This window comes from Cupriavidus phytohabitans (assembly GCF_000426345.1).
In the GTDB taxonomy this organism is placed as follows: Bacteria; Pseudomonadota; Gammaproteobacteria; order Burkholderiales; family Burkholderiaceae; genus Cupriavidus.
The window spans coordinates 1-12,742 of the sequence record NZ_AUFE01000019.1 but is presented as its reverse complement, the minus strand read 5'-3'; the positions used below and the strand labels follow the sequence as shown (position 1 = coordinate 12,742).

Sequence of the window (12,742 nt, the reverse complement as noted above, 5' to 3'; positions counted from 1 at the left end):
TTCGCTCAAGGGGGTGTCTCCTCGCCCGCCAGCCAGGTGGGGCGCTGGGGCAGTTGCGCCCAGGTGCTGCGCTTGTCTTCGTCGCTGGCCGATGACCAGCCGGCGATCTCTTCGATAGTGCGCAGGCAGCCCTCGCAGTAGCCGCTGGCCGCGTCCATGCGGCAGACGTTGCGGCACGGCGAGGGCACCGGCGTTTCCAGCCGTTCGGCCTGTGCCGCGAGTTCCGCGGCCAATGCCGCAAGCGTGGCTGGCGCGCGCGCTTCAGGCATGCTTCTGCTGGCGCGCGGCCTTGGCCGCCACCTTTTCGTTGAAACGGCCCGCGTCGATCAGGTGGCGCTCGTGCACGCCCTCGGAAATCTTGTCCTCGCCGTCCCAGGCGCTCAGTTCAAAGCGCAGGCGGCGGCCGTCCACCTCGACCAGCTGGCCCTTGACCGTCACCGTCATGCCCGGCGGCGTCGGCGCCAGGTGCGAGAAGCTGACCAGCGTGCCGAGCGACTGCTCGCGCGGCCAGTCCAGGTGCTCGCGCAGCATCTGCAGGCAGGCGCATTCCATGATGCCGACCAGGTAGCCGGTGGCCAGCACGTCGGGCATCTCCGGGCAGCCGGGGATATCGTCGTACAGGCGCGGCACGGTGGCCTTGGGGGGCACCGTGTATTGCCAGCTGAAGGCCAGCCCTGGACGTAGCCCGGATGGCAGCTCTGATTTCATGCCGGCGCTCCGGCGGCCACGTCGGCAACCTCCGCGCCGGTCATCTGCTGCAGTTGCTGCGGCGTCAGGTTGAACACAGCATGCGGATGGCCGGCGGCAGCCCACAGGCTGTCGTAGCGGAACAGGTCCTGGTCGAGCAGCATCACCGGCGCGACCGCATGGCCGATCGGGCAGACGCCGCCGATGGCATAGCCGGTCTTCTCGCGCACGAAGCGCGCATCGGCCTTGCCCAGCGCGCCCACACGCGCCGCCACCTTGGCCTCGTCGACGCGGTTGCTGCCGCTGGCGATCACCAGCACCGGCGCATCGTCCTCGACGCGGCGGAAGATGATCGACTTGGCGATCTCCGCCACGCTGCAGCCCAGCCCCGCCGCGGCTTCGGCGGAGGTCTTGCCGGTGGCGGGCAGCATCACCACCGGGCGGTCGTGGCCGAGCCCGGCCAGCAGGTCCGCCACGCGCTGCGCGGATTCGGGCAGCGCTTCGTTACTTGCCGTCATGCGTTCTCCTTGTTTTTCGAGCTCAGGCGCAGGCCGGCGCCGCATCGCTGGCGGCGGCCCATTTGGTCAGCAGCGCCCGGCCCACGCGAGAGCTGTTGGCGCGGCCGATCGCCTGCGAGATGTAGTCGCCGGTGCGCACCACCGCCTCCAGGTCGATGCCGGTATGGATGCCCATGCCGTGCAGCATGTACAGCACGTCTTCGGTCGCCACATTGCCGGTCGCGCCCTTGGCATACGGGCAGCCGCCCAGCCCGGCGACCGAGGCGTGGAAAATCGAGATGCCCACTTCCAGGCTGGCCAGGATGTTGGACAGCGCCTGGCCGTAGGTGTCGTGGAAATGGCCCGAGAGCCGGTCCAGCGCGAACTCGGCGGCGGCCGCCCGCATCACTTCCTGCACGCGCACCGGCGTGCCCACGCCGATGGTGTCGGCGATATCGATCTCGTCGCAGCCCAGCTCGCGCATGCGGCGCACCACGTCGACCACGGCACTGACCGGAACCTCGCCCTGGTAGGGGCAGCCCAGCGCGCACGAGATGCTGCCGCGCAGGCGCACGCCCTTCTCTTTCGCGGCGGCGGCGACCGGCTCGAAGCGCTGGATCGACTCGGCGATCGAGCAGTTGATGTTCTTCTGCGAGAACGCTTCGCTGGCGGCGCCGAAGATCACTACCTCGTCGGCGCCGGCCGCGACGGCGCCTTCGAAGCCTTTCATGTTCGGCGTCAGCACCGAATACAGCGTGCCGGGCCGACGCTGGATGCGGGCCATCACATCCGCGCCGTCGGCCATCTGCGGCACCCACTTGGGCGAGACGAACGAGGCGGCCTCGATATTGACGAAGCCGGCGTCGGTCAGCTGGTTGACCAGCGCGACCTTGACGTCGGTCGGCACCATGGCCTTTTCATTCTGCAGGCCGTCGCGCGGGCCGACTTCGACGATCTTCACATAGTTCGGGATGGTCATGACCGTCTCCTGTCTGTTATTCGTTGTGGTGTGCCGGCGCTCAGTACCCGCGCTGCAGGTCGACCACGCCGGCGATGGGCTGGCCCGCGCGCAGCGCGCGGATCTTGCCGGCGATCTGGGCGATGCTGTCCTCGCGCAGCGTCAGCGCCGAGATATGCGGCGTCACCGTGATGCGCGGCTCCTGCCAGAACGGATGATCCGCCGGCAGCGGCTCGGTGCGGAACACGTCTAGCGTGGCGCCCGCGACCTGGCCCGACTGGACCGCGGCCAGCAGGTCTTCCTCGACCAGGTGCTGGCCGCGCGCCACGTTGATCACATAGGCGCCCTGCGCCAGCCGCGCGAACAGGCCGGCGTTCAGGATGTTCTCGGTCTGCGGTGTCAGCGGCAGCACATTGACCAGCACGCGCAGGCCGTTCAGGAACGGCGCCTGGCCCGCATCGCCATAGAACCCGTTGACGCCTTCGATCGCGCGCGCGGTGCGGCTCCAGCCGCGCACCGGGAAGCCGAAGCCGGCCAGCGTGCGGGCGATATGCGTGCCGAGCGTGCCCACGCCCATCACGCCGATGGTGAAGTCGGCGCGGCGATGCGGCTTGAGGAATTTCCAGTTGCCGGCGCGCTCCTGCGCCTCATAGGCGTCGAGCTTGCGGAAATAGCGCAGCACGGCGTGGGTGACGTACTCGGCCATCTGCGCGGCCATGCCGGCATCGTCCAGCCGCACGATCGGCACGCCGGCAGGCAACGCATCGGGCGCCTCGTCGCGCAGCCGCAGAATGCCGTCGACGCCGGCGCCAAGGTTGAAGACCGCCTTCAGGTCGGTGCGGCCGCGCAGCATCTCCACCGGCGGGCGCCACACCACGGCGTAGTCGGCGGGCTCGCCGCGGCTGCCCTCCCAGGTCACGCATTCGGCTTCGGGCAAGGCCTCGGCAAAGCCTTCGATCCACGGGTCATAGCGGCCGTCGGGGACGTACAACTGCAACTTCATCATGTCTCCAGGGGGAGGTTGCGGGGGCGAAGCGGCGTCCATTGCCATTTCCGCGTGCGCGGGAATGAGGGCAGGAGTTGATCGCTCAAAAGGGTATTTTGGCAGAGGAATGCGATCGGGGTCAGGCATCGGCCCAAACCCCGTCCGTAGCGCGGCGCTTAGTTGCCCTCGAACGCCAGCAGTTGCGCCCCTTCAGCAACCTGTTCGCCCACCCCGTAGAGCACCTCGCTGACCACGCCGTCGGCCGGCGCGCTGATGGTGTGCTCCATCTTCATCGCTTCCATCACCAGCAGCGGCGTGCCGCGCGTGACCGTGCTGCCGGCTTCGACCATCACCGCGATGACCTTGCCCGGCATCGGCGCGGTCAGCTTGCCCCCCTCGCTTTCGGATTCGCCGGCATGGGCCAGCGGGTCGAGCCACGCCAGCGCAACATGCCGCCCGGCATAGAACACATGGAAGGTCTCGCCGTCACTGTGCACCTGCCCATGCGCACGGCGGGTGCCGAGGTTGACGCGCAGGTCGTCGGCCTGGCAGGTACTGGCGAAAGGCGCCGCCTGGTCGGCGTAGATCAGCGTGCTGCCGCGCGCGTTGGTGTTCAGCGTCACGTCGAGCACATGGTCGCCGTAGCCGAAGCGCAGCTGGCGCGAGACGCCGCCGTTGAGCCGCCACGCCCCGCCGTGGGTCCACGGCGAGTGCGGATCGGCGGCGTCGATGCGCAGTTCGCGCGCCTCGCGGTCCAGCAGCGCGGCCACGGCCAGCGCGATGATTTCCATGCCAACCGGCGCCGGCGGCGGAAACAGGGTCTTCTCGTTGCGCTCGATCAGTCCGGTATCGAGGTCGGCGGTGCGGAACGCTTCCGACTTCACCAGCCGCTGCAGGAACGCGACGTTGGTCGACAGGCCCACCACGTGATAGGCGGCCAGCGCCTGGCGCATGCGCGCCAGCGCCTCGTCGCGGTCCTTGCCCCAGACGATCAGCTTGGCGATCATCGGGTCGTAGTACGGGCTGATGGTGTCGCCCTCGCGCACGCCGGCATCGATGCGGATACCGGCCGGGCCATGGGCATCCTCGCCGCGCATGAACTGCACCGCCGGCGGCGTGCGCAGGAAGCGCAGCGTGCCGGTGGAGGGCAGGAACTGCTTGTCGGGGTTCTCGGCGTAGATGCGCGCTTCCAGCGCGTGGCCGTCGATGCGCAACTGGTCCTGCGCCAGCGGCAGCGGCTCGCCGGCGGCGACGCGCAGCTGCCATTCGACCAGGTCTTGCCCGGTGATCATCTCGGTCACGGGGTGCTCGACCTGCAGGCGCGTGTTCATCTCCATGAAGTAGAAAGAACCGTCCTGGTTGGCGATAAACTCTACCGTGCCGGCACCAACGTAGCCCACGGCCTTGGCGGCGGCCACTGCGGCTTCGCCCATCGCGCGGCGGCGTTCCTCCGTCATACCCGGTGCCGGCGCCTCTTCCAGCACCTTCTGGTGCCGGCGCTGCACCGAGCAGTCGCGCTCGAACAGGTAGACGCAGTTGCCGTGCGTATCGGCAAACACCTGGATCTCGATATGGCGCGGACGGGTCAGGTATTTCTCCACCAGCACCTTGTCGTCGCCGAAGCTGGCGCTGGCCTCGCGCTTGACCGATGCCAGCGCGGCCTCGAAGGCATCGCCCGACTCGACCACGCGCATGCCCTTGCCGCCACCGCCCGCGCTGGCCTTGAGCAGCACCGGGTAGCCGATGCGGTCAGCCTCGCGGCGCAGCAGCGCCGGGTCCTGGTCTTCGCCGTGGTAGCCCGGCACCAGCGGTACGGCAGCGCGCTCCATCAACTGCTTGGCCGCGCTCTTGCTACCCATCGCGTAGATGGCGGAAGCCGGCGGGCCGATGAAGACCAGCCCCGCGGCGGCGCAGGCCTCGGCGAAGGCTTCGTTTTCCGACAGGAAGCCGTAGCCCGGGTGGATCGCCTGGGCGCCGGTTTCCTTCGCCATTTCAATGATGTGATCGGCGCGCAGGTAGCTGTCGCGCGCGGCGGCGCCGCCGATATGGACGGCTTCGTCGCAGAAGGCGACGTGGCGCGCATCGGCGTCGGCATCCGAGTACACCGCGACGGTGCGGATGCCGAGCCGGCGGCAGGTGGCGGCGACACGGCAGGCGATCTCGCCGCGGTTGGCGATCAGGATCTTGCTGAACATGGCTCCCTCCTTGTTATGCCGTTATCGGCATCTTACGGCGGGGAGGTGTCCAATGGGTTAATTCCGCGTCGCTATCTCGCGCAACCATGCCGCGTGACTATTCCGCGTGATTACCCCGCGTAACCCTCCGCGCGGATGTCCAGGCGGGCCAGCAGGGCGCGATCGCGGTCGGCTTGCGGGTTGCCGGTGGTCAGCAGCTTTTCGCCGTAGAAGATCGAATTGGCGCCGGCCATGAAGCACAGCGCCTGCAAGGCCTCATCCATGGCCTCGCGGCCGGCGGACAGGCGCACCATCGCCCCGGGCATGGTGATGCGGGCCACGGCAATGGTGCGGACGAACTCGAACGGGTCCAGCGCCTCGGTGCCGGCCAGTGGCGTGCCTTCGACCTGGACCAGGTTGTTGATGGGCACCGACTCCGGGTACGGGTCCATATTGGCCAGCTGGGCGATCAGGCCGGCGCGGGCCTCGCGCGATTCGCCCATGCCGACGATGCCGCCGCAGCAGACGTTGATGCCGGCGTCGCGCACGTGGCCGATGGTGTCGAGCCGGTCCTGGTAGGTGCGCGTGGTGATGATCTTGCCGTAGAACTCGGGCGAGGTATCCAGGTTGTGGTTGTAGTAGTCCAGCCCGGCTTCCTTGAGCTGCCGCGCCTGCTCCGCCTTGAGCATGCCCAGCGTGACGCAGGTCTCCAGGCCCATCGCCTTGACCTCGCGCACCATGTCCATCACGGGCTCGAGGTGGCGGTCCTTGGGGCTGCGCCAGGCGGCGCCCATGCAGAAGCGCGTGGCACCGTTGGCCTTGGCGGCGCGCGCGGCGTCGAGCACCTCGTCCAGCGCCATCAGCTTCTCGGCCTTGACGCCGGCGTCGTGGTGCGCGCTTTGCGGGCAATAGCCGCAGTCCTCCTCGCAGCCGCCGGTCTTGATCGACAGCAGCGTCGACAGCTGCACGGTGTTGGCGTCGAAGTTCTCGCGATGCACCTGCTGGGCGCGGAACAGCAGGTCGTTGAACGGCAGCGCGAACAGTGCGGCGACGTCGTCGACGCGCCATTTGGCGTCGTCGGGCAATGCGTGCTGGCGGGCGGTCTGGCGCAGCGATTCGGCGGAGATGGTGGTAACGGTGTGGGCTTGGGTCATGTTGTTTTCAGTCGGATTCTGGTTCAGGCAGCGAGGCTGGCGGCCTCGGCCCGGGATTTGGCGGTGGCGGCAAACAGCGGCGCGAGGTCTAGGCGCGTAGCGGCGGCGGCGGGGTCGAGTTGCCAGGGCAGCTCGCCCAGGCACGGCGCGTCCAGCGATGCATGCAGCGTGGCGATGTTCTCGTCGGCGAGCAGCATGTCGGGGTCGACCCGGTTGGCGATCCAGCCGGCCAGCACCAGGCCGCGCGCGCGGACCGCTTCGGCGGTCAGCACCGCGTGGTTGAGGCACCCCAGGCGGATGCCGACCACCATCACCACCGGCAGGCCCAGCATCACGGCCAGGTCGGCGGTGCTCCAGCGCACGGCGCCGGCGTCGAGCGGAACGTGGAACCCGCCCACGCCCTCCACCACCACGGCATCGGCCTGGCGGCGCAGCGCGTCGAACGCTTCGCGGATCGGCGCGCGCGTGATGCGCACCCCTTCGTGCGCCGCCGCCAGGTGCGGCGAGCACGGCGTGCGCAGCAGGAACGGGCAGGTATGGCCGAGCGGCACCGTCACCGAACTGGCGGCGCGCAGCTGGGCCACGTCGTCGTTGTGCCAGTGGCCGTCGCGCCATTCGCTGCCGCTGGCGACCGGCTTCATGCCCGCGGTGCGGTAGCCGGCGCCGTGGAGCGCATGCAGCAGCGTGGCGCTGGCGTGGGTCTTGCCGACGCCGGTATCGGTGCCGGTCACAAAGCACGCGAAATTGCGCGGCGCAATCATGCAGCCTCCTTGCGCGGCATCGCCCCGGACAGGGCGTCGAGCAGGCGGCGCACGTCGGCTTCGTCGTGCGCGGCGCACAGCGTGATGCGCAGCCGCGCCGTGCCCTCCGGCACGGTCGGCGGCCGGATCGCGCCGACGCGGATGCCGCCGGCCTCCAGCGCCGCCGACAGCGCCAGCGACGCCGCGTTGTCGCCAATGATCAGCGGCTGGATCGCGGTCTGGCTCTCGCCCAGCGACCAGCCGGCGCTGGCGGCCAGCCGTGCCAGGCCTTCGCGCAGCAATGCAATGCAGCGCATCAGTTGCGCACGGCGTTGCCGGCCTTCCTCGCCTTCGATGATCGCCAGGCTCGCCAGCAATGCATGCGCCACCGCAGGCGGCGCGGCCGTGGTGTAGATATACGGCCGCGCGGTGTTGACCAGATGCTCGATCACGGTCTCATGCGCGGCGACGAACGCGCCCGCCACGCCGGCGGCCTTGCCCAGCGTACCGATATAGACAAAGCGCTCGGACGACAGCCCCAGCGCTTCCAGCACGCCGTGGCCCTGCTCACCCAGCACGCCGAAGCCATGCGCGTCGTCGACGATGATCCACGCGTCGTAGCGCTCGGCCAGCTCCAGCAGCCGGCGCAGCGGCGCGACGTTGCCGTCCATGCTGAACACGCTGTCGGTGACGATCAGCTTGCGCTCGCTGGTGCTCGCCGCCAGCAGCGCTTCCAGCGCGGCGGTGTCGCAATGCGGATAGCGCTGCACGTCGGCGCGTGCCAGCCGTGCGCCGTCGATGAGCGAGGCGTGGTTGAGCGATTCGCAGAACAGCGTCGCGCCGGCCGTGCCCAACGCGGTCAGCACCGCCATGTTGGCCATGTAGCCGGTGCAGAAGTACAGCGTCTGCGCGTGCGGGATATGCGGCGCGAACCAGCGTGCCAACTCTTCCTCCAGCTGCGCATGCGCGAGCGAGTGGCCGCTGACCAGGTGTGACGCGCCGCTGCCGGCACCGTAGCGGTGCGCGCCTTCCGCCAGCGCGGCGATCACCTGCGGATGGTTGGCCAGTCCGAGGTAATCGTTGCTGCAGAACGTCAGCAGCGATTGGGGTTGCACGTCGACGACGCCCACCACCTGATGCGGCGCGCACGCGGTGTGGGCGATGCGGCGGCGGCGCGTCAGGGCCAGTTGCTGGCGCTGCGCGGCGGCCTGTTTCAGTTGTTCAAGCAGCATGGCGGACCTCCGCGCTGGTGGTGGTGACATCGTCGAGCGTGGCCAGTAGTTGCTGGCCCAGCCAGTGCGCCTGGGCGGCATCGAAGACATAGGGCGGCAGCACATACAACGTATTGCCGATCGGGCGAACCAGCAGTTCGCGTGCCCGCGCGGCATGGTGGAAGCGCGCGGAGAAATCGGCGCTTGCCACATCGTCGCGCACGTCGGCGGCCCAGATCAGCCCGCGCTGGCGCACGTGCTGCAGGCGCGCGTCGGCAGCCAGCGGCGCCATCGCTTCGGCCAGCCAGCGGGCGCGTTCGCGGTTCTGTTCGATCACATTGTCCTGCTCGAACAGGTCGAGCGTGGCCAGCGCGGCGCGGCAGGCCAGCGGGTTGCCGGTGTACGAGTGCGAATGCAGGAAGCTGCGCGCCAGTTCGTCGGCGATGAAGGCACGCTGGATTTCCGGGCGCGACAGCACCAGCGACAGCGGCAGGTAGCCGCCGCTGATGCCCTTGGACAGGCACAGGAAATCGGGCCACGCATGCGCGGGCAGCGCAGCCTCGGTGCGCCGCGACTGCTCCCATGCGAAGAAGGTGCCGGTGCGTCCGCAGCCGACCGCGATCTCGTCGGCGATCAGGTGCACCCGGTAGCGATCGCACAACGCGCGCGCGCCGTCGAGATAAGACGGGTCATGCATCGCCATGCCGGCGGCGCCCTGCACCAGCGGCTCGACGATCAGCGCGGCAATCTGGCCGGCGCGCTCGCGCAGCAGCGTTTCCAGCTCCGCCAGCGCGCGCGCGGCCACGTCGGCGGCCGACTCGCCGCCCACGGCCTGGCGCGCGTCGGGCGACATCACCACATGCGCGCGGCGGATCAGCGGGTCGTAGGCGTCGCGGAAGATTTCCACGTCGGTCACCGCCAGTGCGCCAACGGTCTCGCCGTGGTAGCCGTTGCGCAGGCAGACGAACTCGCGCTTGGCAGGCAGCCCGGTGTTGCGCCAGTAGTGGAAGCTCATCTTCAGCGCGATCTCGACCGCCGAGGCGCCATCCGAGGCGTAGAACACATTGCCGAGCGCGCCGCCGCTCAGCGCGGACAGGCGCTCGGCCAGTTCGACCGCGGGGGCGTGGGTGCAGCCGGCGAGCATCACATGCCCGAGCGTCTCCAGCTGGCCCGCCAGCGCGGCGTTGATGCGCGGGTTGGCATGGCCGAACAGGTTGACCCACCACGAACTGGTGGCGTCGAAATAGCGGCGGCCGTCGGCATCGAACAGCCACGGGCCTTCGCCGCGCACAATCGCCAGCGGCAGGGCGTCGTCATCGGGGCGCAGGCGGGTGCAGGGGTGCCAGACCGCATTGCGGCTGCGCTGGCCCAGCGACTGCTCGCCGCCTGGGGAAAGGGACAGGTGATCCAAGGTAGCCCTCCTTTGTTGACCGTCTGCGTGCGCATTGCTGCAACGCGGCTGACGGTTGGGAGGGTCATGTTAGGAACGTCCGCGCGGGATTGGCAATGAAGGCGATTTTTTTGTTTTGGGCGCCGGTTCGCGTGATTTCGACGATTTTATAGGGGTGAAGCATGGAACTTGGGAGTTGCGTGCCGCGATCTCCACGCAAAATGGATGGAGGTTTTTTTGAGGCCTGGCTCCGTTGACGCTCCGGCCCTCTCCCCCGGCCCCTCTCCCGCGAGCGGGAGAGGGGAGCAAACAAGCGTGGGAGAAGCCGTTGGAGGGTTCGCCAGCGATAGCGCTAAGCGAGCGCAGCGATGCGTTCCATGCCCGAGCACATGACCTGCGATGCTGACGGCGCGCAGCGCAGCCGTAGGCGTCCCTACGTTGACGTCAGCAGCAGGGACTATCCACAGCTCGGGGCTGGTCCGAAAACTGCGTCAATCCCGGGCCACCATGGCGCACCACGGCGGCAGGCAGCCCTGCTATGTGAGGAAGCGCAGCCCCGTACGAAAGCCCCCGCACACTACGATAAGAGTGGCCGCCCGCCCAGGGCAGTAACGCGCTTTTTGGTTACTTTTCGTCGCTCGGACAAAAAGTGACCCGCCCAGGAGGGCGGAACCAGGCATATCAAGCACTACCAGATACCAGCCGCAGGCAAGGCATCCAAATCATCGCCCCCCTCAGGCCGGCCGCCACGACGGCGTCCGCTTTTCCAGGAACGACCTCACCCCTTCCTTCCCTTCCTCCGACGCCCGGATCTTCGCAATCCGATCCGCCGTATCCGCCAGCAGGTCGTCATCGATCACCTGCCCCGCAATATCCTGCACCAGCCGCTTGCTCTCGCGCACGGCATTGGGGCTGTTGCCGACCAGCGCGGTCGCCAGCTCGGCCACCTTGGCGTCGAGCGCCTCGGCCGGCACCACCGCATGCACGAAGCCCAGCCGCAGCGCCTCGGCCGAATCGAAACGCTCCGCGGTGATGAAGTAACGGCGCGCCGCCTGCTCGCCCATGGCGCGGATCACGTAGGGGCTGATGGTGGCGGGAAGCAGCCCCAGCCGCGCCTCGGACAGGCAGAAATGCGCGTGCTCGGCGGCCACCGCGATGTCGCACGCGGCGACCAGCCCCATGCCGCCGGCGTAGGTGTCGCCCTGGATGCGCGCAATCACCGGGCGCGGGCACGACCACACCGTATACAGCATCTGCGCCAGCGTCAGCGCGTCTGCCCGGTTCTGGTCGTCGGAGTAGCCGGCCATCTTCTTCATCCAGTTCAGGTCGGCGCCCGCACAGAAGGCCGGCCCGTTGCCGGCCAGCACGATGGCGCGCACCTCGTCCATGTCGCCGAGTGCGCGGAAGGCGCCGGTGACTTCCGCGATCACGGTCTCGTTGAAGGCATTGCGCACGTCTGGCCGGTTCAGCGTCACGGTGGCGACGTGGTTGGCGATATTGACGGTGAGGGTGGTGAATTCCATGGTTCGCTCCGTTGGCGGATGTCTGAATGGTTAGCGGGTGCGGCTCAGGAGCCGGTCTCGAACGGCAGGCCGAGCGAGTGGAAGAAGGCGGCGACCTCGGGCAGCCACAACGGGATGCCTTCGCGCGCGCTGAACAGCCGGTGCGAGTCGTTGGCGAACTCGCCCACGTCGAACAGCCGCGCATTGGCCGCTTCGCCTTTGGCCTGCGCCTTGTATGCGTTGAACATGCGGCCGGGCAATGGCACCGGCCAGTAGCTGTCGTTGTCGCCGTACACCCATAGCGACGGGTAGCGCGCCGCGCTGCCGTAGCTGGCGAAGGCGTCGACCAGCCGGCCTTCCCAGTCCGCGCAGTTCAGGTTGCGCAGCCCGCCGGCAAAGTTGACCACGCCGCGCACGCCGGGATAGCCGATGGTGCTGAAGGCCATGGTGGTCAGCCCGCCTTGCGATTGCCCGATCACCACGATGCGCTCCATGTCGATATAGGGGAGCGTGGCCATGTAGTCGAGCGTGGCGACCACGTCGTCGGCCTGCATCATGCCGTTGGACTCGATGTCGCAGCTGCCGCCCACGTAGGCGCCGCCCGAGCGCGCGAAGCCCTGCCGCATCGGCAGCACCACCACGTAGCCGCGGCGCAGGAACTCGGCGCTCTGCGCCGCGAAACGTGCGCGCCCCTGCGTGAAAGGGCGGCCAGGCGCCTTGCCGTGGTTGATCACCACCAGCGGAAACGGCCCTTCTCCCGGCGGCTTGAACACCGTGGCTTCCAGGTCGATGCGCGACGGGATCGCGGCCTTGGGCAGCATCACCACCTGCTCGGTAAAGCGCATGCGCGGCGCGGCCTGCCCGGCGCCGGCCCCCGTCTGCGCCGGCGCCGGCAAGGCCGGCAGCAAGGCGAGCACCGTGGCAAGGCAGGAAAGCAGACGGGTCACGCAACGCATGGAAGTGGAAGCCCAAAAAACCGATGAAGCCGATGAAACCAGACAAAGCGATGAAGAAGATAGAGCCGATGCCGTGACGGCGTTACATGCGGAACACGCCGAACTTCATATCCTCGATCGGCGCGTTCAGGCTGGCCGACAGGCCCAGCCCCAGCACCGTGCGCGTCTGCGCGGGATCGATCACGCCGTCGTCCCACAGCCGCGCGCTGGCGTAGTACGGGTGGCCCTGGTGCTCGTACTGGTCGCGGATCGGCTGCTTGAAGGCATCCTCTTCCTCCGCGCTCCACTTGCCGCCCCTGGCCTCGATGCCATCGCGGCGCACCGTCGCCAGCACGCTCGCGGCCTGCTCGCCGCCCATCACCGAGATGCGCGCGTTCGGCCACATCCACAGGAAGCGCGGCGAATACGCACGGCCGCACATGCCATAGTTGCCGGCCCCGAACGAGCCGCCGATGATCACCGTGAACTTGGGCACCTGCGCGGTCGCC

General features: G+C 68.8%; 13 protein-coding genes. All 13 read right to left on the bottom strand.

Annotated features, from left to right (window positions below):
* Nucleotides 1–5: 5 nt before the first annotated feature.
* Nucleotides 6–269: a DUF1289 domain-containing protein gene (locus tag K309_RS0115670; protein ID WP_051320481.1), complete on the bottom strand. Its 264-nt coding sequence runs from the start codon at nt 267–269 to the stop codon at nt 6–8.
* Nucleotides 262–708, bottom strand: coding sequence for a thioesterase family protein (locus K309_RS0115665; RefSeq protein ID WP_035877629.1), 447 nt, complete (start codon nt 706–708; stop codon nt 262–264). The genes K309_RS0115670 and K309_RS0115665 overlap by 8 nt, the downstream gene beginning before the upstream one ends.
* On the bottom strand, nt 705–1,205 hold the full coding sequence (locus K309_RS0115660) for a YbaK/EbsC family protein (protein ID WP_029047310.1): 501 nt from the start codon (nt 1,203–1,205) through the stop codon (nt 705–707). Before K309_RS0115660 ends, K309_RS0115665 begins: the two co-directional genes overlap by 4 nt.
* Before the next feature lie 22 nt (nt 1,206–1,227).
* Nucleotides 1,228–2,163 carry a hydroxymethylglutaryl-CoA lyase gene (locus K309_RS0115655; protein WP_029047309.1) on the bottom strand — a complete coding sequence of 312 codons (936 nt, stop codon included), beginning with the start codon at nt 2,161–2,163 and terminating at the stop codon, nt 1,228–1,230.
* A gap of 40 nt (nt 2,164–2,203) precedes the next feature.
* Nucleotides 2,204–3,145, bottom strand: a complete 942-nt coding sequence (locus K309_RS0115650) for a 2-hydroxyacid dehydrogenase (RefSeq protein ID WP_029047308.1) — start codon at nt 3,143–3,145, stop codon at nt 2,204–2,206.
* Nucleotides 3,146–3,303: 158 nt separating this feature from the next.
* Nucleotides 3,304–5,322 carry an acetyl/propionyl/methylcrotonyl-CoA carboxylase subunit alpha gene (locus tag K309_RS0115645; protein ID WP_029047307.1) on the bottom strand — a complete coding sequence of 673 codons (2,019 nt, stop codon included), beginning with the start codon at nt 5,320–5,322 and terminating at the stop codon, nt 3,304–3,306.
* Between the two features lie 110 nt (nt 5,323–5,432).
* On the bottom strand, nt 5,433–6,455 hold the full coding sequence (gene bioB, locus K309_RS0115640; protein WP_029047306.1) for a biotin synthase BioB: 1,023 nt from the start codon (nt 6,453–6,455) through the stop codon (nt 5,433–5,435).
* A gap of 23 nt (nt 6,456–6,478) precedes the next feature.
* Nucleotides 6,479–7,216 carry a dethiobiotin synthase gene (bioD, locus tag K309_RS0115635; protein WP_029047305.1) on the bottom strand — a complete coding sequence of 246 codons (738 nt, stop codon included), beginning with the start codon at nt 7,214–7,216 and terminating at the stop codon, nt 6,479–6,481.
* A complete protein-coding gene (gene bioF / locus K309_RS0115630; protein ID WP_029047304.1) occupies nt 7,213–8,427 on the bottom strand; it encodes an 8-amino-7-oxononanoate synthase in 1,215 nt (404 codons plus the stop codon). The genes bioD and bioF overlap by 4 nt, the downstream gene beginning before the upstream one ends.
* Complete coding sequence (gene bioA / locus K309_RS0115625) at nt 8,417–9,817, bottom strand: adenosylmethionine--8-amino-7-oxononanoate transaminase (protein WP_029047303.1); 1,401 nt, start codon at nt 9,815–9,817, stop codon at nt 8,417–8,419. Before bioA ends, bioF begins: the two co-directional genes overlap by 11 nt.
* 713 nt (nt 9,818–10,530) lie before the next feature.
* Complete coding sequence (locus K309_RS0115620) at nt 10,531–11,319, bottom strand: enoyl-CoA hydratase/isomerase family protein (protein WP_029047302.1); 789 nt, start codon at nt 11,317–11,319, stop codon at nt 10,531–10,533.
* A gap of 44 nt (nt 11,320–11,363) precedes the next feature.
* Entirely contained in the window at nt 11,364–12,254 is an 891-nt protein-coding gene (locus tag K309_RS0115615) for a dienelactone hydrolase family protein (protein WP_029047301.1), read from the bottom strand.
* A gap of 82 nt (nt 12,255–12,336) precedes the next feature.
* A partial coding sequence (locus K309_RS36650; RefSeq protein ID WP_035877624.1) for a carboxyl transferase domain-containing protein occupies nt 12,337–12,742 on the bottom strand: 406 nt, incomplete at its 5' end.

Excerpts from the sequence above, each read along its gene's own strand:
- bioF (WP_029047304.1), bottom strand. The coding sequence starts at position 8,427 with ATGCTGCTTGAACAACTGAAACAGGCCGCCGCGCAGCGCCAGCAACTG.
- K309_RS0115620 (WP_029047302.1), bottom strand. The coding sequence starts at position 11,319 with ATGGAATTCACCACCCTCACCGTCAATATCGCCAACCACGTCGCCACC.
- K309_RS0115665 (WP_035877629.1), bottom strand. The coding sequence starts at position 708 with ATGAAATCAGAGCTGCCATCCGGGCTACGTCCAGGGCTGGCCTTCAGC.
- K309_RS0115670 (WP_051320481.1), bottom strand. The coding sequence starts at position 269 with ATGCCTGAAGCGCGCGCGCCAGCCACGCTTGCGGCATTGGCCGCGGAA.
- bioB (WP_029047306.1), bottom strand. The coding sequence starts at position 6,455 with ATGACCCAAGCCCACACCGTTACCACCATCTCCGCCGAATCGCTGCGC.
- K309_RS0115645 (WP_029047307.1), bottom strand. The coding sequence starts at position 5,322 with ATGTTCAGCAAGATCCTGATCGCCAACCGCGGCGAGATCGCCTGCCGT.
- K309_RS0115660 (WP_029047310.1), bottom strand. The coding sequence starts at position 1,205 with ATGACGGCAAGTAACGAAGCGCTGCCCGAATCCGCGCAGCGCGTGGCG.
- bioD (WP_029047305.1), bottom strand. The coding sequence starts at position 7,216 with ATGATTGCGCCGCGCAATTTCGCGTGCTTTGTGACCGGCACCGATACC.
- K309_RS0115615 (WP_029047301.1), bottom strand. The coding sequence starts at position 12,254 with ATGCGTTGCGTGACCCGTCTGCTTTCCTGCCTTGCCACGGTGCTCGCC.
- K309_RS0115655 (WP_029047309.1), bottom strand. The coding sequence starts at position 2,163 with ATGACCATCCCGAACTATGTGAAGATCGTCGAAGTCGGCCCGCGCGAC.
- K309_RS0115650 (WP_029047308.1), bottom strand. The coding sequence starts at position 3,145 with ATGAAGTTGCAGTTGTACGTCCCCGACGGCCGCTATGACCCGTGGATC.